Here is a 20,517-nt window from a genome sequence, read left to right on the forward strand (position 1 = left end):
TCACCCCGCCGATCCCCGCCTCGGCCGCCTCCGTCACCGCTCCGCGGACGCTGTCCAGCGAGTGGTGCATGACCCCCGGCATCGACCCGATCGGCCGGGCCTCGGTGATCCCCTCGGCCACGAAGAGGGGCAGGATCAGCTGCGCCGGGTGGATGCGCGTCTCCTGGACGAGGCGGCGGAGTGCGGGGGTCGTGCGGAGGCGGCGCGGGCGGATGGCAGTCATGTCCTCCAGCGTAATCCCGCCCCGCCGAGCACCTCCCGGGAGCGCGGACGCCCCACCCGGTGGAGGTGCTCCTGACGCACGATGTCAGCCGAGAGGCGGGTCCCTGGCCTGTGGGGCGCGGCCCGCCCCTCCCGGCCGACGTCGTGCCGGGGAGGCGGCTCAGCGGGGAGCGCGCTCCGTGGCGACGGCGGCGACCGCGTCGATGAGGGAGGAGGCCGAGCGCTCGTCGGCGACGACGTCGACGCGCAGGCCGAAGGCGCGGGCGTCCTTCGCGGTCTGCGGGCCGATCGCGGCGACGAGGATCGACTCGGGCACCGGGCCGAGCTGCTTCTGGACCTGCTCCGCGACGCTGCCCGAGGTGACGAGGATCGCGTGCACGGCTCCGCCGGCGACATCCGCCACGACGCGCTCCTCCACCGGGACGCCGACCGTGCGGTAGGCGACCACGGAGCGCACGTCGTGCCCGATGCGGGTGAGGCCCTCGGTGAGCAGCGGCTTGGCGATCTCGGACCGCAGCGTCAGCACGCGCAGGGGGTGCCGGCCGCCGGTGGCCTCCTCCCACTCGGCCAGGAGGCCGCGGGCGGAGTTGTCCTCGGAGGGGACGAGGTCGACGGAGTACCCGGCGGCGACGAGCGCGGCCGCCGTGGTCTCGCCGACCGCCGCCACCTTGGTGCTCGCGGGCACGGTGGTGCGCAGGAGGGAGAGGACGTCGACCGTGGTGGCGCTCGTGACGGTCATCCAGTCGAAGGCGCCGGCCTCGAGGTCGGCGAGGGCCTGCTCGAGCGCGGGGAAGTCGTCGGTCGGCGCGAAGTTGATCATCGGAGCGACGACGGGCGAGGCTCCCTTGGCACGGAGAGCGGCGGCGACACCGTCCCCCCACGGGCCTCCGCGGGGGACGAGGATGCGCCACCCCTGCAACGGCTTCTCCCACTGGGAGTAGGCGGCGGGGACGATCACGAAGGGGCTCCCAGGGGTGCGAGTTCGGCGGCACCCGCACCGAGAAGCGCGTCAGCGAGCAGAGAGCCGCAACGGAACGCGGCTTCGACGACGGGCAGTTCGCGACCACCATACTGCGGATCCGCCCGGTGTCGACCACCGCCGACCGAACCGTTATCGACCGGCTCCGCGACCTCCCGTGCGAGGGACGCCGTGCCGTCGACGGCGAAGACCACGCCGTGCAGGACCACGCGGTCATCCTCGACGACCGCGGATGCTCCGATCGGAGCGGCGCACCCGGCCTCGAGGGAGGCGAGGAGCGACCGCTCGGCCGTGATCGCCGCGCGGGTCGGCACGTGCTCGACCGCCGCGAGAGCGGCGCGCAGCTCCTCCGACGGCTCCTCGTCGCGCACCTCGATGGCCAGCGCTCCCTGACCGGGGGCGTGCGGCGAGACGTCGAAGCCGAGCACCTCGGTGATCGCGTCGACCCGGCCGAGGCGGCGCAGACCGGACAGGGCGAGCACGATCGCGTCCAGCGGCGAGTCGCTGCCGGCCAGCACCCTCCGGAGCCGGGTGTCGATGTTGCCGCGGATGTCCACGATCTCGAGATCCGGACGGGCGGCCAGCAGCGCCGCGCGCCGGCGGGGCGAGCCCGTGCCCACGCGGGCTCCGACCGGCAGGGTCGCCAGGGTGAGCCCATCGCGGGCGCAGAGCGCGTCGCGCGGGTCCTCCCGCTCGGGGACCGCTCCGAGCAGCAGGCCCCCCACCGGAGCGGTGGGCAGGTCCTTCAGCGAGTGCACGATCGCATCGCAGCGCCCGGCGAGCAGCGCGTCGCGCAGGGCGCTGACGAACACGCCGGTGCCCCCGAGGGAGGCGAGCGAGCCGCGCATGCGGTCGCCGTCCGACTCGATGCGCACCAGCTCCACGGGGACCCCCGCGGCGGCCGACATCAGATCGGCCGTCATCCGGGTCTGCGCCACCGCGAGCGCGCTCGCGCGGGTGCCGACTCTGATGCTCACGACAGACGACTCCTCATCACGGTGCGACTCCCGCCAGGGCGGGCTTGAACCCCGCTCGCACGTTCTCGCAGCAGCCGGGGCGGCAGACGTCGTACCAGGGGCCGAGCGCCGTCATCGAGGGCCGGTCCTCGGTCGGCACGCCGTTGACGCGCTCGAGGACCAGGTCGATCAGGCCGGAGACGTAGACCGGGTCCGTGCCGGGGGTCGCGACGCGGAGCGCGACGAGTCCGTGCTCCTCCGAGGTCTCGAGGGCCTCGTTGTCGAGGTCCCACATGACCTCCATGTGGTCGGACACGAAGCCGAGCGGGACGATCAGCAGCGCGCGGCGGCCGCGGGCCGGCAGCTCCGCGATGGCGTCGTTGATGTCCGGTTCGAGCCAGGGCTGGGTGGGCGGGCCGGAGCGCGACTGGTAGACCAGCTGCCAGGGCACGTCCTCGTCCGTGGCGGCGGCCATGACGACCTCGGCGACGGCGAGGTGCTGCGCCTCGTAGGCGCCGCCCGGTCCGAACTCGTGCACGTCGACGACGGTGCCGTCGTCGTGGCGCTCATGGGGTCCGCTGCGCTCGGCGTCGGCCATGGGGATCGAGTGCGTCGAGAACAGCACCTCCACCTCGGACGTGACATCGAGGTCGGGCATCCGCTCGCGCAGCTCGTCGAGCCCGTCGTGGACGGCCTTGACGAACGGCATGACGAAGCCGGGGTGGTCGAAGAACTGGCGCACCTTGTCGATCCGCAGCTCGCCCTCGAGGCCGGTCGCGTCGAGCGCCGCCGCGTAGTCCTCGCGGTACTGCCTGCAGGACGAGAAGGAGGAGTACGCGCTGGTGGCGATGGCGAGCAGGTTGGTGAACCCGCGCTCCTTCGCCTCGGCGACGGCCTCGCTCATGTAGGGCGCCCAGTTGCGGTTGCCCCAGAGCACGGGGAGGTCGATGCCGCGGTTCGCGAGCTCGGCCTCGAGCGCCTTCTTCAGCGCGCGGTTCTGCGCGTTGATCGGGCTGACGCCGCCGAAGTGACGGTAGTGGTGGGCGACCTCCTCGAGGCGCTCCTCCGGGATGCCGCGGCCGCGGGTGACGTTGCGGAGGAACGGGATGACGTCGTCCTGGCCCTCGGGCCCGCCGAAGCCGGCGAGGAGGATCGCGTCGTAGGCCACGGGGACCTCGACGTGCTCGGGGCCGGACGCCGCCGCAGGGGTGGCGCCGCGGACGAGGATCGGCTCGCTGGTCGTGTCGCTCATCGGAGCACCTCGGCGATCTGGTCGGCGTCGATGCGCCGTCCTGTGTAGAAGGGGACTTCCTCGCGCACGTGGCGGCGGGCCTCGGTGGCGCGCAGGTCGCGCATGAGGTCGACGAGGTTGACGAGCTCCTCGTCCTCGAGGGCGAGGATCCACTCGTAGTCGCCGAGCGAGAACGAGGCGACCGTGTTGGTCAGGACGGAGCGGAACCGCGAGCCCTGGCGCCCGTGCTGGGCGAGCATCGCGCGACGCTCCTCCTCGGGGAGGATGTACCACTCGTAGGAGCGGACGAAGGGGTAGACCGTGAGCCAGCGGGCCGGCGCCTTCCCGCGCATGTAGGCGGGGAGGTGGTTCGAGCTGAACTCGGCGTCGCGGTGCACGCCCATCGCGTTCCACGTCGGCAGGAGGCCGACCAGCAGCTCCGTGCGCCGCAGCTCGCGGTAGGCGCGCTGCAGCTCCTCGGGCGCCGGGCCCGTGAGCCACAGCATGATGTCGGCGTCGGCGCGCAGGGCCGAGACGTCGTAGGTGCCGCGGACGGTCACGCCCTCGCCCTCGAGCTGGGCGACGAGGTGCTCGTACTGCTTCACCGCGGGATCCACGGCGTCGCTGGAGAGGGTGAACGGACGTGCGGGATCCCTGCGGAGAACCGCCCAGAGCGTGTATCCCAGGGCCTGATCGGAGTGATCCTGATCGGCGGGGGGCTGCGGCGCCGGAGCGGCGGCGCTCGTGTCGGGGGCGGACTGAACGGGACCCGCCGTGCCGGCGGTCTGATCGGTCATTGATCCATCATCCCTCCGCTCGTGCCGATGCACAAAAGCGGCGGGGGCTCTGGCGCCGGAGGGCCCGGGACGCTAGCGCCCCGGGCCCTCCGGCACTCAGTCCTCGATGATCTGCTTCGCGACGCCCCAGACGACGAGGCCCACGGCGGCGGCGGCGCCGACCGCTCCGGCGATCAGCGCGGAGGGGTTCTGGCGGCGCACCACCTGGAGCTTGCGCTCGATCGTCCGCTGGGCGGTACGCACCTTGCGCGGCACGTTGACCTTGTACTCGATCGCGTCGAGGGTCGCGGCGAGCTCGGAGCGAGCGCGCTCGATGTCGGCCTTCAGCTGGCCGGGCTTCAGCTCCGCCGGGTCGACGAAGCGGGGCGTGGTGCTGCTGACGGATCGCTCAGTTGTCATAGCTGCCCACTCCCTTGAACGCCTGGACGTCCTTCTTGATGCTGTCGATCGAGTCCTGCGGCACCGGCGGCACGGCCTTCTTGATGGTGCGCACGCCGACGAGGGCGAGGATCACGGCCACCAGGAGGAAGAAGACCGTCACGATCAGCGCCGACAGCCAGGCCGGAAGCCAGGAGGCGATGCCGATGATCGCGAAGGCGACCAGCGTCGCCCACGCGGTCAGGAGGAGGAAGGCCGCGACCGCGAACAGGCCGACGGCCAGACCCGCGCTCTTCGCCTTGCCCGCCAGCTCGTTCTTCAGCGAGGCGACCTCGGCCTTGACGAGCTCGATCACGAGGCCGGGCAGGTCGCTGACCAGCTCTCCCAGTGATCGGGCGTTCTTGGGATTGCGTTCGTTCACCACGGGAGCTCCTCGAGGGTGGGACGTGCCGGCCGGCGCGCGCCTGGCACGGCCGGAGGGATGAGCACTAGGCCCTGCTGGTGGAGGTGGACGTCGTCGACCCGCCGGAGCCGGCCGACGCCGCGGCCTCGTCGACCTTCGAGGCCGCCTTGCGGGCGGCGGCCGACGCCTCCGCGTCGCTCGCTCCCTGGGCCTTCCTGCCGCCGGACACGGCCTTGACGACCACCGAGCGCACGACCTCGTACGCCTTGTCCGAGACGCTGCTCAGCTGGGTCTTCGCGGCACCGCCGACGGCGCCCGCGACGTCCTGCACCGGCTGGGTCCGCCAGAAGCGGCCTGCCGCCGAGGCGATCTGCTCGTACCGCTTGCGGCCGGCGCGTGCTCCCAGCACGTACCCGGCTGCGGCTCCTGCCACGAAAAGAATCTTGCCCTTCACGCCTACTCCTCGTCCTGGGTCGCTCTCGCGATCGTCCACGCGGTCGGTGACCACTCGTGCCGGGGCACGCCGCACGCTCGCGCGGATGCCTGGGCCTAAGAGTAGCCGTCGGCGTCGCGGGCGTCGCTCGGCAGCCCGACTCCTTGACGCACCAGTCGGCGCCGGATAAGGGCGGCCGTCTCGGCGGCGTGCGGGAGCACCGAGGCGAGGCCCGTGCCCGCGATCCAGGTGCCGGTCACGGCGACTCCCTCGATCGGGAGGAGCGCCTCGCGGAACGCCTCCAGGTGCGCGCGGCGGCCCAGCGCCGCGGCGGGCCGGACGTTGGCCCAGCGCACCCGGGCGGAGTCGACGAGCGACGCCGGATCGAGGGCGAGTCCGAGCAGCGTCGAGGCGTCGACCAGGGCGATCGCGGCCGCCTCGGCATCGGTGCGCCCCTCGAGCGGCGGTCGCTCGCCCGGGCGCCCGTAGGAGAGGCGCAGCACGTGGCGCCCGGGAGGGAGGGAGGCGGCCAGCCAGTCCCACTTCGCGGTCGCGTGCGTGATCGCCTTGGCCGTGACGTCGGTGGCGGTGGGCGCCACGAGCACGCCGGAGCCGCGGGGGGCTGCGTCCAGGCGGGCGTCGTCGAGGACCAGGGTCACCAGCTCGACGGAGTCGTGGGGCGCCTCGTCTGCGCGCTCCGCGACGGCGGGAGCGAGGCCGGCGAGCAGCGCCCGGGCGTCGCGCTCCGGCGTCGAGACGATCACCGCTCGGGCGCTCAGAGTGCCGTCGGCGAGGGTCAGGACGAAGTCCCCGTCGGAGCCCTCGAGCCGCTGCACGGAGGCGCCGGTGCGGACCTCGCCGGAGAGGTAGTCGATCCGCTGGACCAGCGCGGCGACCAGGCGGTGCATCCCGCCCTCGAGCCCGCGGACCGCGACTCCGGCCGGGAGGTTCGAGCGGAGGGCGGCCACGGCCCGGGCGAGGGAGCCCGCGCGGGTGAGCGCGCCGTTCAGTCCGGGTGCGGCCAGGTCGACGTCGATGTCGTCCGGCCGGCTCGAGTAGACGCCGGAGACGACCGGCGCGACCAGGTCCTCGAGCACGCGCTCGCCCATCCGGGTGCGCACCAGCTCGGCGAGGGAGTGGGCGCGGCCGATGCGCAGCACGGGCATCAGGGTGTCGAGCCAGGCGCGCCAGGCGCCGCGGCGGCCGATCGCCCGCACGACGTCGGGGGCGAGCGGCGTGCCGGGGATGCCGAGGATTCCGGCCCGGGGCGACGGCACGGAGCGGCCGCCCGAGAGGTGCAGCCACGAGCCGTGCGTCCGGGGCTCGACGATCGACTCGGCGAGCGGGACGCCGTCGAGGGTCAGCGCGGCGAGCGCCCGCTCGACGTGGCCGCCCCGGGTGGCGAAGCTCTCGGCGCCCGCGTCGAGCGCGGCTCCGGCCAGGGCGAGCGGAGAGACGGAGCCGCCGACCCGCTCCCCCGCCTCGAGCACCACGACGCGCAGGCCGATGCGCAGGCACTCCGCGGCGGCGGCGAGACCCGCCACTCCGCCGCCGACGACCGCGACGTCGTACGACGCCGCGTCGCGGGGGCGCTCCTCGCTCACGGCCGCCAGGCGTGCACGAACGCGACGAGGCGCGTGAGCACGTCGGGGTCGGTCTCGGGCGGCACGCCGTGGCCGAGGTTGAGCACGTGCGCGGGGGCGCTCAGGCCCCGGCGGAGCACGTCGTCGACGTGGGCCTCGAGGACCTCCCACGGCGCGGTCAGCAGGGCCGGGTCGACGTTGCCCTGCACCGGCACGAAGCCGCCGAGGCGGTGGTTGGCCTCGTCGAGCGGGATCCGGTAGTCGACGCCCACCACGTCGGCGCCGATGCCGTGCATCGCTCCGAGCAGCTCGCCGGTGCCGACGCCGAAGTGCACGATCGGGACGTTGCGGCGCGTCTCCCCGTGGTCGAACGCGAGGTCGCGCACGTGGACGAGGGCGCGCGCGGAGGCGGGAGCGACGTGGGTCGTGTAGTCCGAGAGCGAGAGCGCCCCGGCCCAGGAGTCGAAGAGCTGCGCGGCGCTGGCCCCGGCGAGCACCTGCGCGCGGAGGAAGCGGCCGGTGACCTCGGCGGTCCACTCCATCAGCTGAGCCCAGGCGGCGGGGTCGGCGTGCATCATCGTCCGCGCGCGCAGGTGGTCCTTGGACGGGCCGCCCTCCACCAGGTAGGCGGCCAGGGTGAAGGGAGCGCCGGCGAAGCCGATGAGCGGTGTGTCGCCGAGGCCCGCGACGGTGCGGCGCACGCCCTCGCGGATGGGCTCGAGCGTCTCGTCGAGGACGGACGGGTCGATCGAGGCGAGCTCGGCGACGTCGGCGGCCGTGCGCACCGGCTTCTCGAGCACCGGACCGCGCCCGGGGACGATGTCGACGCCGACGCCCGCGAGCCGCAGCGGGATCACGATGTCGCTGAAGAAGATGGCCGCGTCCACTCCGTGGCGCCGCACCGGCTGCAGGGTGATCTCGCTCGCCAGGGCCGGGTCGAGGCAGGCGTCGAGCATCTTCGTGTCGGTGCGCAGGGCCCGGTACTCCGGGAGGCTGCGGCCGGCCTGGCGCATGAACCAGACGGGCGTCCTCTCGCCCCGCTCGGAGCGGTAGGCGCGCAGGAGCAGCGAGTCGGCCGTGCGGCCGGCGGAGAGGGGGTGCAGCGGATCGAGCAGGCCGTCGGTGGGGGAGGTCACCGCGGCATTATTCCAGGCGCATCCGTGCATTCCTCCCCAGTCCGGGGACCCCGCCCCGCAGAGCGCGCGTAGACTGACGTGGTGCTTCTGTGTCTGACGGCGTCGCACAAGAACGCCAGCTTCGATCTCCTCGAGAAGCTCTCCGTCGACTCCTCCGCCGTGACCGCGGCCCTCTCCGAGGGGATCGACTTCGTCTCCGGAGCCGTCGTCGTCGCGACCTGCAACCGCTTCGAGGCCTACCTCGACATCGAGGAGCCGCTGACCGCCGCGCAGGCCGTCGCCGTCGAGGCCGCCACCGCCGCCGTCAGCGCCGCGACCGGCGTCGAGCAGGACGAGCTGCGCGGGAGCGTCGACGTCGTCTCGGGCGACCGGGTGGCCGAGCACCTCTTCGCCGTCTCCAGCGGGCTCGAGTCCGTCGTGGTCGGCGAGGGCGAGATCGCGGGCCAGGTCCGCCGGTCCCTCGAGGAGGCTCGCCGCCTCGGCACCACCTCCTCCGAGCTCGAGCGGCTGTTCCAGCGCGCCTCGCAGACCTCGCGCGGCATCAAGAACCGCACCGGCCTCGGCAGCGCCGGCCGCTCGATCGTGCGCCTCGCGCTCGACCTCGCCGCGAGCCGCGTCACCGACTGGCGGGCCGCCCGCGTCCTCCTCGTCGGCACCGGCAGCTACGCGCGTGCGACCGTCGCGGCCCTGCGCGACCGCGGAGTGGTCGACATCGCCGTGCACTCCCCCTCCGGCCGCGCCGAGGGCTTCGCCGCCCGCCGCTCGCTCCGGCCCGTCGCCGCCTCCGATCTCGCGCTCGAGGCGGTCTCGGCCGACATCGTCATCACCTGCACCACGACCCAGGAGCCGGTGCTCGACGCCGCCCTGCTCGCCGCCGGGCGCCTCCAGGGCTTCTCCCGCGAGCGCCAGCTCGTGATCGACCTGGGCCTGCCGCGCAACGTCGCCTCCGACGTCACCTCGGTCGCCGGCGTCGAGCTCCTCGACCTCGAGACGATCAGCCTGCACGCGCCTCTCGATGTGCTCGACGCGTCGCAGCAGGCGCGCGCGCTCGTCGACAAGGCGGCCCGGAAGTTCTCGGACGTCGCCGACGAGAAGAGCCTCACTCCGGCCGTCGTCGCCCTGCGCGCCCACGTGTTCGACGCGCTCGACGCCGAGATCGAGCGGGCCCGCTCGCGCGGCGACGAGGACGGCCGCACCGAGCAGGCGCTCCGCCACCTCGCCGGCGTGCTGCTGCACACCCCGAGCGTCCGCGCCCGCGACTACGCGCGCGCCGGAGCGCAGGAGGCGTACCTCACCGGGCTCGAGGCGCTCTTCGGCATCGAGGTCCCGGCCGAGCCCGCCGCCGCGCGCCCCGACTCTGACGCCGCCACCGCGTGAGCCTCCGGCTCCCCTTCGATGCGGAGCCGCTGCGCTCCGCGCCGCTGCTCACCGAGCGCCTGCTCCTGCGTCCCCTCGGACCGGAGGACGCCGAGGACCACGCGCGCTACCATGGCGACCCCGATGCCGTCCGGTTCCTCCGCTGGCCGGTGCGCACCCCCGAGGAGTCGCGGGCGCACCTGCAGCGCCGCCTCCCCTCGACACGGCTCGCCGCCGACGGCGACGTGGCCGTGCTGGCGATCGTCCCCCGGGAGGGCGTCCTCGCCGGGCGGATGATCGGCGACCTCACGCTCATCGCTACGTCCGCCGAGCAGGAGGCGGTCGAGATCGGCTGGGTGCTGCACCCGGAGGCGCAGGGGCGCGGCTACGCGACCGAGGCCGCCCGGGCGCTGCTCGACCTCGCGTTCGACACCCTCGGCGCGCACCGCGTGATCGCGCAGCTCGACGCTCGGAACACCGCGTCCGCCCGCCTCTGCGAGCGCCTCGGGATGCGCCTCGAGGCGCACCACCGGGAGGACGAGTTCTGCAAGGGCGAGTGGACCTCGACCCTCGTCTTCGCCCTGCTCGCCCGCGAGCGCTGACCGCAGAGCCCGCTGGTCCGCGCCCGGCGGGACGCCGCCGGCCGTCCGGTCGGCGGCGTCCCGCGAGGTGCGTCAGGCCCCGCGGAGCCCGGTGAAGAGGTACGACTCGAGCTGCTCGAGCGGGATGCGCTCCTGCTTCATCGTGTCGCGGTCGCGGACGGTCACGGCGTCGTCCTCGAGCGAGTCGAAGTCGACGGTCACGCAGTACGGGGTGCCGATCTCGTCCTGGCGGCGGTAGCGGCGGCCGATCGCTCCGGAGTCGTCGAAGTCGACGTTCCAGAGCTGGCGCAGCTGGTCGGCGACTCGGCGCGCGAGCGGCGAGAGGGCCTCGTTGCGCGAGAGCGGCAGCACGGCCACCTTCACCGGCGCGAGGCGCGGGTCGAGGTGCAGCACGGTCCGCGTCTCGACCTTGCCCTTGGCGTTCGGCGGCAGCTCCTGCTCCTCGTAGGCGTCGACGAGGAACGCCATGAGCGCGCGGGTGAGACCGAACGACGGCTCGATCACGAACGGCACGTAGCGCTCGTTCTTGTTCTGGTCGAAGAACGAGAGGTCCTTGCCCGAGTGCTCGATGTGCGTCTTGAGGTCGTAGTCGGTGCGGTTCGCGACTCCCATCAGCTCGCCCCACTCGCCCGAGGTGAAGCTGAAGCGGTACTCGATGTCGACGGTGCGCTTCGAGTAGTGGGAGAGCTTGTCCTTCGGGTGCTCGTACTGCCGGATGTTCTCGGGGTTCATCCCGAGCCCGACGAACCAGTCCCAGGCGAGCTGCATCCAGGTCTCCTGCCACTCCTCGTCCGTGCCGGGCTCGACGAAGAACTCGAGCTCCATCTGCTCGAACTCGCGGGTGCGGAAGATGAAGTTGCCGGGGGTGATCTCGTTGCGGAACGCCTTGCCGATCTGGCCGATGCCGAAGGGCGGCTTGCGACGGGCGCTCTGCAGCACGTTCGCGAAGTTGGTGAAGATGCCCTGGGCGGTCTCGGGACGCAGGTAGTGCAGCCCCGACTCGTCGTCGACGACGCCGAGGTAGGTCTTCATCAGGCCCGAGAACTGCTTGATCTCGGTCCACTGGCCGACCTTGTCGGGGTGCTCCGGGTCCGGGATGTCGGCGAGGCCGTTCACGGGCGGGTGGCCGTTGACCTCCTCGTACTTCTCGAAGAGGTGGTCGGCGCGGTAGCGCTTGTGGGTGATCAGCGACTCGGTCAGCGGGTCCGAGAAGACGCCGACGTGTCCCGAGGCGTGCCAGATCGCCGTGGGCAGGATGACCGCGGAGTCCAGGCCGACGACGTCGCCCCGGCCCTGCACGAAGGTCTTCCACCACTGGCGCTTGATGTTCTCCTTGAACTCCACGCCGAGCGGCCCGTAGTCCCACGCGGAGCGGGTGCCCCCGTAGATCTCACCCGAGGGGAAGACGAATCCCCTGTGCTGCGCGAGGGTGATGACTTTGTCGAGGGTGGTGGGTTCTGCCACGGGTTGCTCCTCAGCTGTTCGGGCGCACGGGGCCCCGGCGCGCGCCGGCTGCGCGCGTCCTTCTGGTGTGCCCCCATGCTAGCCGCGGGGGCGCCGAGCCGGTCCGCCCGCGGCGGGCATGATGAGCGGATGAGCACCCTCCCGCCGATCGTCGTGTCCGCCGTCGCCGTCCTCCGCGACCGGCACGTCCTGATGGTCACGGCGCGGGGCCGCGACGTCCTCTACCTCCCCGGCGGCAAGGTCGACGAGGGCGAGAGCGGGATCGAGGCGGCGGCCCGGGAGGCCCGCGAGGAGCTCGGCGCCGTCGCGCTCGGCCTCGAGCCCCTGTTCACCGTCCGCACCCAGGCGCACGGCGAGCCGGAGGGGCGGGAGGTCCACATGAGCGTCTTCGCCGCCGAGCTCGACCGCGAGGCGCGCCCGAGCGGCGAGATCGACTCTCTGCACTGGGTCGACGGCTCCGATGCGGGCCGCTGCCCGCCCGCCGGGGTCGAGACCCTCCGGCTGCTGCGCGGTCTCGATCTCGTCGACTGACCCTCCGGCGCCGGGCCGACCGTGGGGCGGCTAGCCTCGTGGCGTGGAGACGAGACGGCGTGCACGGGACCGGTCGAGCGCGGAGGAGCCGGACCGGCTCGAGCCGGTGCGGCTGGAGGCGGCCGTGCCGATCCTGCGGATCTTCTCGGTCGCCAAGGCGGGCGAGTTCTACGTCGACTACCTCGGCTTCGAGGTGGACTGGGAGCACCGCGCCGCGCTCGACGCCCCCCTCTACCTGCAGGTGTCGCGCTCGGGGCTCCGCCTGCACCTCAGCGAGCACCACCGCGACGGCAGTCCCGGCGCCGCGGTGCACGTCGCCCTCCGCGGTGTCCGCGAGCTGCACGCCGAGCTCGACGCGAAGGCGTACCCCTACCTCAACCCGCGGATCACCCGCACGCCGTTCGGCTTCGCGCTCGACGTGATCGATCCGTTCGGCAACCAGCTGCGCTTCGCGGAGCCGGCCCCGGTGCCGCGCCTTCCCTGATCGGTGCGCGGGCGGGTGCTTGTACAACCTGAGCGCCGACTGATCAACCGTTCACCGGCCGTCCATGCACTTCGGAGTCCCATCCTTTAGCGTGGCTCCGATGGCTTCACGGGGGACGATCGAGCGGCCGGACACGGCCCGGGCAACGGGACGGCAGCGCCGACCGCGGCTCCGCTTCATCGAGGCCGCACCGCTGGCGACGGGCCTGCTGGGCTCGATCGCGATCCTCCTCGGCTCGCTCGGCGTGGGCTACCTGCCCGCCGGCTCGCCCATCCGCGACTGGCCTCTCGTCGCCTCCATCCGCGCCACGGGCTGGCTCACCGAGTCCAGCGGCGCCCTCGTCGTGGGCGGCGGGATGCTGCTGCTGATCGCGTGGCTCCGCCTGCGCACGGTCGCGCTCGCGGCGGGCCCCGGCTCCGTCCGCACCATCGTGGTGGCGGCCCTCGCCTGGACCGCTCCGCTCCTCGTGACGGTGCCGCTGTTCAGCCACGACATGTTCTCCTACGTGGCGCAGGGTCGCTTGATGACCCAGGGCATCGACCCCTACACCCATGGCGTCGCGACGCTCCCCGGCTGGTTCGACCTCGGCGTCGACCCGCTCTGGGCCGACACGCCCACGCCCTACGGGCCCCTCTACCTCCTGATCGAGCGCACCGCCGTGCAGTTCGCGGGCTACGGCGCACCCGAGCTCTCGATCGCGATGCTCCGCGCCGTGTCGGTCGCCGGCGTCGCCGTCATGGCCGTCTACGCGCTCCGCCTGGCGCGCCTGCGCGGCCTCTCGGTCCCGCTCACCGCCTGGACGATCGTCGCCAACCCGCTGACCCTCGTGCTCTTCGTCGTCGCCGGCCACAACGACTCCGTGATGCTGGCGCTCATCCTCGCGTCGCTTTACTACGCCCAGACCGACCGGCGCATCGCCGCCGTCGTGCTGATGGCCGGAGCGATCGCGATCAAGCCGATCGCCGTGATCGCGCTCCCCGTGCTCGCGCTGCTGTGGCTGCGCCACGACGCGACGTGGCGCGAGCGCGCCCGCGGCTGGCTCTGGACGGGCGCCGGAGCGCTCGGCCTCGTGGTCGCCGTCGGGCTGCTCGCGGGCGTCGGGGTCGGCTGGGTAGCGGCGATGGTCGTGCCCGGCTCGATCCTGCACTGGTACGCGCCGATGTCGTTCGTCACGGTCTCGGTCTCCCGCGCCGTCGAGTTCACCGGTCACGACCCCGCCGCGGCGATCGCCGTGGTCAAGATCCTCGCGCTCGGGCTCGCCGGCCTGATCGCTGCGCGCCTCATGCTGTCGCGGCGCTCCATCGATCCGCTCGCCCGCCTGTCCGGCGCGCTGCTCGCGTTCGTGACGGCGTCGACCGCCATCCACCCCTGGTACGCCCTCTGGATCCTGCCGATCGCCGCGCTCGCGCGCCCGTGGAGCCGCTCCCACGTGCACCTGGCGGTCTACGCGTCGATCTTCCTCATGTGCGTCACGCTCGCCGAGCCGATCGACGGCGGAGGCGGCACGATGGACCAGATCCCGGCGCGGGTCGCGACGATCGCCGCGATCGCCGTGGTCGGGATGTACGTCCTCCTCGGCTACACGGACGAGGAGCGGGTCGAGGGTCTGCCCCTCGTGCGCGCGCTGCCGTTCGGCTCCGTGATCCTCGCCCGCCTCAGCGGCGGCCGCCTGGTCGACGCCCGGATGGCCGCCACGCGCCTGCGCGACTAGCCGGGGCCGCGGCTCAGGAGTCGGACTCGTCGCTCCGACGGCGGGTGCGGCGGTCGAGTGCGGCCTGTGCCGTCTCAGCGGCCGAGTCCGGGGAGCCGACCGGTCCGGTGGGACCGGCGAGGGTGCTCGAGAGCGACGACAGCCAGCCGGAGTCGTCGCGGCCGGCGTTCAGCGCCTCCGAGAAGAGGGGGAGGTCGCTGCGGGTGGCGTGGATCGCGTAGGACTCGCGGGAGAACCCGTTGTCGGGGACGACCGGCGTCCGGCGGGACGCGCGCGTGGAGTCCGGGGCCTGCTCCTGTCGTGCAGCGTTCGACACCTGCTCCTGGGCGGACTGCTCCTGGGCGGACTGCTCCTGGGCGGACTGCTCCTGGGCGGACTGCTCCTGGGCGGCCTGCTCCTGGGCGGCCTGCTCCTGGGCGGCCTGCTCCTGGGCGGACTGCTCCTGGGCGGCCTGCTCTCGGCGGGCGTCGCGCTCGTCGCGCTCGTCGCGCTCGTCGCGCTCGTCGCGCGGGGTGCTGCTGTCGTGGTCCACGGCGGTCCTCCTGCTCTCCGCCCCGAGCGGAGGGGCAGGCGCCGCGATGACGGGGCGGCGCCCGGTCAGGCTACCCCTCGTTCAGGGTGTGGCGTCGTCGGCGGCCCCTGATCGTGGCGCGGGGCGCCAGACGACCAGCTCGGTCCGGCGCTGCGCGCGCGTGCCGTGGCGCAGAGTGACCACGTCCCCCTCGAGTCCGGCGGCGAACACGCGGCGGCCCGGCCGGTTCAGGAGCTCGTCGGCGAGGGCCGACTCCAGCTCGCGCACCCGCTGCGAGAGCGACTGCACCTGGTTCTCGAGCTGCAGGATGCGCGCGATGCCCTCGAGAGAGACGCCCTCGGAGGAGAGCCGGGCGACCTCGCGCAGCTGCACCACGTCGCGCATCGAGTAGCGGCGCGACTTGCCCGCGGTGCGGGTCGGGCTCACGAGCCCGAGCCGGTCGTACTGCCGGAGCGTCTGCGGGTGCATCCCCGCCAGCTCGGCGGCGACGGCGATCGCGAAGACGGGCGTGTTCTCGTCCATGTCTCCTCCTCCGACCGGTCGCGCCGATCCGGTGCTAGTAGCGGGCCTTCTCCAGGATGTCCTCGCGCGGGTCCTCGTCCGGCTCGGCGGCGGCGTAGGCCTCGAGGGCCTCACGGGCGGCGGCGGACAGGTGGCTCGGGACGGCGACCTGCAGGACGGCGAGCAGGTCGCCCGTGCCCTTGGGAGTCGTGACGCCGCGGCCCTTGACGCGCAGGACGCGGCCGCTCGGGGTGCCTGCGGCGACCCGGAGCTTGACGGGCTCGCCGCCGAGGGTCGGCACCTCGATCGTCGCGCCGAAGACGGCCTCGACGAAGGTCACGGGGACCGTCACGCGCAGGTTCAGCCCGTCGCGCTCGAACACCGGATGCTTGCGGACCGAGACGGTGAGCACCAGGTCGCCGGGATCACCGCCGTCCGGGCTGGGGCGGCCCTTGCCGCGGACGCGGATCTTCTGGTCGTCGGCCACGCCGGCCGGGATGCGCACTGAGAGGGTGCGCCCGTCGCCGGTCTGCAGCTGGACGGTGTCGCCCCGGGTCGCGGTGCGGAAGTCGATGGTGGTGCTGGCGGTGACGTCGGCGCCCTTCTGCGGGCCGCCGAAGCCGCGGTAGCCGCCGCTGGGCTGGCCGAAGCGGCTGCCTCCGCCGCCGAACATGCCGCCGAGGATGTCCTCGAAGCCGGGCGGCGGGCCCTGCTGGGTGCTGTAGGAGGTGCGCCCGCCCTGGCCGAACATGCCGCCGAAGACGTCGTCGAACCCTCCGGGCTGGCCTCCCGCGGTGAAGCGCGCTCCGCCGCCCATGGCGCGGATCTGGTCGTACTCCTTGCGCTGCTCGGCGTCCGAGAGCACGGTGTACGCCTCGCTGATCTCCTTGAAGCGCGCCTCGGCCTTCGCGTCCCCCGGGTTGGAGTCGGGGTGGAACTGGCGGGCGAGCTTGCGGTAGGTCTTCTTCAGGTCCGCGGCGGAGACGTCCTTGGACACGCCGAGGACCTTGTAGAAGTCCTTGTCGAACCAATCCTGGCTGGCCATGTGCCTCTTCCTGTGTCGAATGCGGCGAGGGACCCCGCCCCGGTCCGGCAGCGTGCTGCCGAGCGGGGCGGGGTCCTCCGCGGTGGTGGTGCCGGTGGCGGTGTCAGTCGGCGGGGACTGCCACGACCACCTTGGCGGCCCGCAGCAGCGAGCCTCCGAGGTAGTAGCCCGCCTCGACGACGTCCGCGACCGTGGAGGTCTCGGCGCCGGGGGTGGGCTGCTGGAAGATCGCCTCGTGGATGTTCGGGTCGAACAGGTCGCCCACGGTGCCGGTCTTCACCAGGCCGAGCTTCTCCACTCCGCCGCGCAGCTTCTGCGCGATGGCCGTGAAGGGTCCGCCCTCGGCGAGGTCGCCGTGCTTCTCGGCGCGGTCGAGGTCGTCGAGCACGGGGAGGATGACCTTCACCGCGTCGCCGATCGCCCGCTCCTTGTCGACCTGGCGGTTGGCCTCGGTGCGCTTGCGGTAGTTCGCGTACTCCGCGGTCACCCGCTGGAGATCGGCGAGGTGCTCGGCCGCGAGCGTCTCGGCGCTGGACTGTCCCGAGAGGAACGAGAGGTCGGCGTCCGAGAGGCTGGTCTCGACGTCGGGCCCCTCGGCCTCGATGAGGCCCTCCTGGTCCTGGGCGTCCTGCGCCGCCTCGGCTCCCGCCTCGCCGCCGGTGACCGGCTGCTCCTCGGGGAGGTCCTGGGGCTCGTTCTCGGCTGCCATGGCTACTTCGTGTCCTTCGGCTCGTCCTCGTCGATGACCTCGGCGTCGACGATGTCCTCGTCGTCCTTCTTGTCACCGTCGGCCGGAGCGTCCGCGGGGGCGCTCTGCGCGGCCTGGTCCTGGGAGTAGATCGCCTGGCCGATCTTGGTCTGCGAGGCGTTGAGGGCGTCGAACGCGGTCTTGACGGCCGCGTCGTCGTCGCCGGCGAGCGCGGTCTTCAGCGCGTCGACGTCTCCCTGCACCTCGGACTTGACGTCCTCGGGCAGCTTGTCCTCGTTGTCCTTGATCAGCTTGTCGATCGAGTACGCCAGGGTCTCGGCGTTGTTGCGGATCTCGGCGGCCTCGCGGCGGGCCTTGTCCTCGGCGGCGTGCTCCTCGGCCTCGCGGACCATGCGGTCGATGTCGTCCTTGGGCAGCGACGAGCCGCCCGTGATCGTCATCGACTGCTCCTTGCCGGTGCCCTTGTCCTTCGCGGATACGTGGACGATGCCGTTGGCGTCGATGTCGAAGGTGACCTCGACCTGCGGGATGCCGCGCGGGGCCGGCGCGATGCCGGTCAGCTCGAACGTGCCCAGGTTCTTGTTGTCGCGGGTGAACTCGCGCTCGCCCTGGAAGACCTGGATAGCGACGGACGGCTGGTTGTCGTCGGCCGTGGTGAAGGTCTCGGACCTCTTGGTCGGGATCGCGGTGTTGCGCTCGATGAGCTTGGTCATGATCCCGCCCTTGGTCTCGATGCCCAGCGAGAGCGGGGTCACGTCGATCAGGAGGACGTCCTTGCGCTCGCCCTTGAGGACGCCGGCCTGCAGCGCGGCGCCGACGGCGACGACCTCGTCCGGGTTGACGCCCTTGTTGGGCTCCTTGCCGCCGGTGAGCTTCTTGACGAGCTCGGCCACGGCCGGCATGCGGGTCGAGCCGCCGACGAGGACCACGTGAGCGATGTCCTCGACCTTGACGCCCGCCTCGGCGATGACGTCGGTGAAGGGCTTGCGGGTGCGCTCGATCAGGTCGCTGGTGAGCTCCTCGAACTTGGCGCGGGTGAGCGTCTCGTCGAGGTTCGCCGGGCCGTTCTCGGTGAGCGAGAGGTAGGGCAGCTGGATGCTGGTCGAGGTGCTCGAGGAGAGCTCCTTCTTCGCCTGCTCCGCGGCCTCCTTGAGGCGCTGGCGAGCGATCTTGTCCTTCGAGACGTCGACGCCGGTCGAGTCCTTGAAGCGCTTGACCAGGTGGTCGACGACGCGCTGGTCCCAGTCGTCGCCGCCGAGGCGGTTGTCGCCCGAGGTCGCGCGGACCTGGATGGTCGAGAAGTCGTCGTCCTTGCCCACCTCGAGGAGGGAGACGTCGAACGTTCCGCCGCCGAGGTCGAAGACGAGGATGAGCTCGTCCTCCTTGCCCTTGTCGAGGCCGTAGGCCAGCGCGGCCGCGGTGGGCTCGTTGATGATGCGCAGGACGTTGAGGCCGGCGATCTCGCCGGCGTCCTTGGTCGCCTGGCGCTCGGCATCGTTGAAGTAGGCCGGGACGGTGATGACAGCGTCGGTCACCTTGTCGCCCAGGTACTGCTCCGCGTCGCGCTTGAGCTTGCCCAGGATGCGGGCCGAGATCTCCTGCGGGGTGTACTTCTTGTCCTCGACGCCGAAGGTCCAGTCGGTGCCCATGTGGCGCTTGACCGACGCGATGGTGCGGTCGACGTTGGTGACGGCCTGGCGCTTCGCGGTCTCGCCGACGAGCACCTCCCCGTCCTTGGTGAACGCCACGACGGACGGCGTGGTGCGGAAGCCCTCGGCGTTGGCGATGACGGTGGGCTCGCCTCCCTCGAGGACGGCCACGACAGAGTTGGTGGTTCCCAGGTCGATGCCTACGGCACGGGACATATGCGTTGTTCTCCTTCGCGATCGGCGTCGCGCGGGCGGCTGCCGGTCAGTTGACGGGTGGTGCGGAATCCTCTGCGGGAGTTGAGCCCCGCACGCTCAAGTTTACGCATCCGTCGTCTCGCGTCAAGTCCGGAGGCGAGAAGTTGAGTCGCATCGGCTCAACTCTCAGACTCGCGGGTCCCGCCGCTTCCGGCCGTTCACCTCCTCCCCCTACGGTGGGCCCATGACGACGCGCACCGGCCGCTGGCCCGTCCTCGCCTGGGGCCTGTGGGACTGGGGCGGATCGGCCTTCAACGCGGTGGTGACCACCTTCGTCTTCACCGTCTACCTGACCACCGACGGGCTCTTCGGCACCTCGAGCGGAGTCTCGGCCGCGCTCGGCTGGTCCCTCGCCGCCGCCGGCGTGGTCGTCGCCGTCATCGCGCCGATCACCGGCCGCCGGGCCGACCTCGGCGGGCGCCGCCGGTTCTGGCTGGGGATCCACTCCGCCGTTGTCGTCCTCTGCATCCTGCTGATGTTCCTCGTGCGCCCCGACCCGGCCCTCCTCTGGCTGGGACTCGGACTGCTCGCGGTCGGCACGGTCTTCTTCGAGTTCGCGAGCGTCAACTACAACGCGATGCTCCTCCAGGTCTCGACCCGGGCGACCATCGGCCGCGTCTCCGGCTTCGGCTGGGGCATGGGCTACGTGGGCGGGATCGTCCTGCTGCTGATCGTGTACTTCGGCTTCATCTCGCCCGAGGTCGGGCTCTTCGGAGTGACGGGGGACGACGGCCTCGACGTGCGCGTCTCGATCCTGGTCGCCGGCGTGTGGTTCGCCGTCTTCGCCCTCCCGGTGCTGGTCGCGGTGCCGGAGACGCCGGCACAGGCGAGCCGGGCGGAGCGCGTCGGCGTGATCGCCTCCTACCGCGCGCTCTTCGCGCAGGTCGCCGCCCTCTGGCGCGAGAACCGCAGCACCGTGGCCTTCCTCATCGCCAGCGCTGTGTTCCGCGACGGGCTCACCGGGGTCTTCACCTTCGGCGGCGTGCTGGCGCAGGGCACCTTCGGCTTCGACGCCGGCGAGGTGATCCTGTTCGCCATCGCCGCGAACGTCGTGGCCGGAGTGGCGACCATCTCGGTCGGCGCGCTCGACGACCGCATCGGCCCCAAGGCCGTGATCGTCGCCTCGCTCATCGGCCTGGTCGTCTGCGGCACCGCCGTCTTCGTCCTGCACGACGGGGGGAGCACGGTGTTCTGGATCTTCGGCCTGCTGCTGTGCCTGTTCGTCGGCCCGGCGCAGTCGGCGAGCCGCAGCTACCTGGCCCGCCTCATCCCGGAGGGACGCGAGGGCGAGATCTTCGGCCTCTACGCGACCACCGGGCGGGCGGCCTCGTTCCTCGCGCCCGCCGCCTTCGCAGCCGCCGTCTCGATCGCCGCGGCCGTCTCGGGCAGCGGCGAGGCGAACGTGCAGTACTGGGGCATCCTCGGGCTCGTCCTCGTCCTCGCCGTGGGGCTGGTGCTGCTCCTGCCGGTGCGCCGCCCGCCGGCCACCGCCCCCGTCGTGCCGGAGCCGCGGCTCGCTCCGCCCGCCCGCCGGGACTGACGAGGCCCGGCCCGCGGAGA

Annotated in this window: 21 protein-coding genes and 1 pseudogene; 6 read left to right on the top strand and 16 right to left on the bottom strand. The window is 72.8% G+C overall.

The window, feature by feature from the left end:
- From C5C27_RS01715 to hemE, 10 genes and pseudogenes are all read right to left on the bottom strand, one after another.
- Positions 1 to 223, bottom strand: a pseudogene (locus C5C27_RS01715) (porphobilinogen synthase); the annotation flags it as partial.
- Between the two features lie 159 nt (positions 224 to 382).
- Positions 383 to 1,177, bottom strand: coding sequence for a uroporphyrinogen-III synthase (locus C5C27_RS01720; protein WP_104222950.1), 795 nt, complete (start codon positions 1,175 to 1,177; stop codon positions 383 to 385).
- Complete coding sequence (gene hemC / locus C5C27_RS01725) at positions 1,177 to 2,178, bottom strand: hydroxymethylbilane synthase (RefSeq protein WP_104313385.1); 1,002 nt, start codon at positions 2,176 to 2,178, stop codon at positions 1,177 to 1,179. Before hemC ends, C5C27_RS01720 begins: the two co-directional genes overlap by 1 nt.
- A 16-nt stretch (positions 2,179 to 2,194) precedes the next feature.
- The gene (locus C5C27_RS01730; protein WP_104226143.1) at positions 2,195 to 3,409 is read right to left on the bottom strand and encodes a ferrochelatase; all 1,215 of its coding nucleotides are present in this window, start codon (positions 3,407 to 3,409) and stop codon (positions 2,195 to 2,197) included.
- Positions 3,406 to 4,185 (bottom strand): hydrogen peroxide-dependent heme synthase, encoded by a 780-nt coding sequence (hemQ, locus tag C5C27_RS01735; RefSeq protein WP_104233087.1) that lies wholly within the window; start codon positions 4,183 to 4,185, stop codon positions 3,406 to 3,408. Before hemQ ends, C5C27_RS01730 begins: the two co-directional genes overlap by 4 nt.
- Before the next feature lie 96 nt (positions 4,186 to 4,281).
- Positions 4,282 to 4,584 (bottom strand): DUF3618 domain-containing protein, encoded by a 303-nt coding sequence (locus tag C5C27_RS01740; protein WP_104222879.1) that lies wholly within the window; start codon positions 4,582 to 4,584, stop codon positions 4,282 to 4,284.
- Positions 4,574 to 4,987: a phage holin family protein gene (locus C5C27_RS01745; protein WP_104222880.1), complete on the bottom strand. Its 414-nt coding sequence runs from the start codon at positions 4,985 to 4,987 to the stop codon at positions 4,574 to 4,576. The genes C5C27_RS01740 and C5C27_RS01745 overlap by 11 nt, the downstream gene beginning before the upstream one ends.
- Before the next feature lie 64 nt (positions 4,988 to 5,051).
- Positions 5,052 to 5,399, bottom strand: coding sequence for a YtxH domain-containing protein (locus tag C5C27_RS01750; protein WP_146076886.1), 348 nt, complete (start codon positions 5,397 to 5,399; stop codon positions 5,052 to 5,054).
- Positions 5,400 to 5,515: 116 nt separating this feature from the next.
- Positions 5,516 to 7,003: an NAD(P)/FAD-dependent oxidoreductase gene (locus tag C5C27_RS01755; RefSeq protein WP_258066472.1), complete on the bottom strand. Its 1,488-nt coding sequence runs from the start codon at positions 7,001 to 7,003 to the stop codon at positions 5,516 to 5,518.
- A complete protein-coding gene (gene hemE, locus C5C27_RS01760) occupies positions 7,000 to 8,148 on the bottom strand; it encodes a uroporphyrinogen decarboxylase (protein WP_104255341.1) in 1,149 nt (382 codons plus the stop codon). The genes C5C27_RS01755 and hemE overlap by 4 nt, the downstream gene beginning before the upstream one ends.
- Before the next feature lie 51 nt (positions 8,149 to 8,199).
- Between hemE and C5C27_RS01765 the strand changes: the two genes are divergently transcribed.
- Both C5C27_RS01765 and C5C27_RS01770 read left to right on the top strand, forming a co-directional pair.
- On the top strand, positions 8,200 to 9,495 hold the full coding sequence (locus C5C27_RS01765) for a glutamyl-tRNA reductase (RefSeq protein WP_104313445.1): 1,296 nt from the start codon (positions 8,200 to 8,202) through the stop codon (positions 9,493 to 9,495).
- The gene (locus C5C27_RS01770) at positions 9,492 to 10,076 is read left to right on the top strand and encodes a GNAT family N-acetyltransferase (protein WP_258066473.1); all 585 of its coding nucleotides are present in this window, start codon (positions 9,492 to 9,494) and stop codon (positions 10,074 to 10,076) included. The genes C5C27_RS01765 and C5C27_RS01770 overlap by 4 nt, the downstream gene beginning before the upstream one ends.
- Before the next feature lie 72 nt (positions 10,077 to 10,148).
- On the opposite strand, the gene C5C27_RS01775 is transcribed toward C5C27_RS01770, so the two are convergent.
- A complete protein-coding gene (locus tag C5C27_RS01775) occupies positions 10,149 to 11,540 on the bottom strand; it encodes a glycine--tRNA ligase (protein ID WP_104313387.1) in 1,392 nt (463 codons plus the stop codon).
- A 129-nt stretch (positions 11,541 to 11,669) separates the two neighbouring features.
- Here C5C27_RS01775 and C5C27_RS01780 point away from each other — a divergent pair, with 129 nt between their 5' ends.
- The 3 genes from C5C27_RS01780 to mptB all read left to right on the top strand — a co-directional run bounded on the left by C5C27_RS01780 (position 11,670) and on the right by mptB (position 14,266).
- Complete coding sequence (locus C5C27_RS01780) at positions 11,670 to 12,071, top strand: NUDIX domain-containing protein (protein WP_104237622.1); 402 nt, start codon at positions 11,670 to 11,672, stop codon at positions 12,069 to 12,071.
- Positions 12,072 to 12,114: 43 nt separating this feature from the next.
- Positions 12,115 to 12,555: a glyoxalase superfamily protein gene (locus C5C27_RS01785; RefSeq protein ID WP_208543318.1), complete on the top strand. Its 441-nt coding sequence runs from the start codon at positions 12,115 to 12,117 to the stop codon at positions 12,553 to 12,555.
- Between the two features lie 100 nt (positions 12,556 to 12,655).
- Positions 12,656 to 14,266 (top strand): polyprenol phosphomannose-dependent alpha 1,6 mannosyltransferase MptB, encoded by a 1,611-nt coding sequence (gene mptB / locus C5C27_RS01790; protein WP_104313389.1) that lies wholly within the window; start codon positions 12,656 to 12,658, stop codon positions 14,264 to 14,266.
- A gap of 13 nt (positions 14,267 to 14,279) precedes the next feature.
- Here mptB and C5C27_RS17815 read toward each other — a convergent pair whose 3' ends face one another.
- The 5 genes from C5C27_RS17815 to dnaK form a co-directional block, all read right to left on the bottom strand.
- Complete coding sequence (locus C5C27_RS17815; RefSeq protein WP_181133416.1) at positions 14,280 to 14,798, bottom strand: hypothetical protein; 519 nt, start codon at positions 14,796 to 14,798, stop codon at positions 14,280 to 14,282.
- Between the two features lie 81 nt (positions 14,799 to 14,879).
- The gene (locus C5C27_RS01800) at positions 14,880 to 15,320 is read right to left on the bottom strand and encodes a heat shock protein transcriptional repressor HspR (RefSeq protein ID WP_104226135.1); all 441 of its coding nucleotides are present in this window, start codon (positions 15,318 to 15,320) and stop codon (positions 14,880 to 14,882) included.
- 34 nt (positions 15,321 to 15,354) lie between these two features.
- A complete protein-coding gene (locus C5C27_RS01805; RefSeq protein WP_104222888.1) occupies positions 15,355 to 16,344 on the bottom strand; it encodes a DnaJ C-terminal domain-containing protein in 990 nt (329 codons plus the stop codon).
- Between the two features lie 103 nt (positions 16,345 to 16,447).
- Complete coding sequence (locus tag C5C27_RS01810) at positions 16,448 to 17,053, bottom strand: nucleotide exchange factor GrpE (RefSeq protein ID WP_104313393.1); 606 nt, start codon at positions 17,051 to 17,053, stop codon at positions 16,448 to 16,450.
- Positions 17,054 to 17,055: 2 nt separating this feature from the next.
- Positions 17,056 to 18,918, bottom strand: coding sequence for a molecular chaperone DnaK (gene dnaK, locus C5C27_RS01815; RefSeq protein WP_104222890.1), 1,863 nt, complete (start codon positions 18,916 to 18,918; stop codon positions 17,056 to 17,058).
- Positions 18,919 to 19,141: 223 nt separating this feature from the next.
- On the opposite strand from dnaK, the gene C5C27_RS01820 reads away from it, so the two are divergent.
- A complete protein-coding gene (locus tag C5C27_RS01820; protein ID WP_104313395.1) occupies positions 19,142 to 20,497 on the top strand; it encodes an MFS transporter in 1,356 nt (451 codons plus the stop codon).
- Positions 20,498 to 20,517: the final 20 nt, after the last annotated feature.

It is taken from the genome of Rathayibacter sp. AY2B7 (assembly GCF_002931635.1).
GTDB lineage: Bacteria > Actinomycetota > Actinomycetes > Actinomycetales > Microbacteriaceae > Rathayibacter.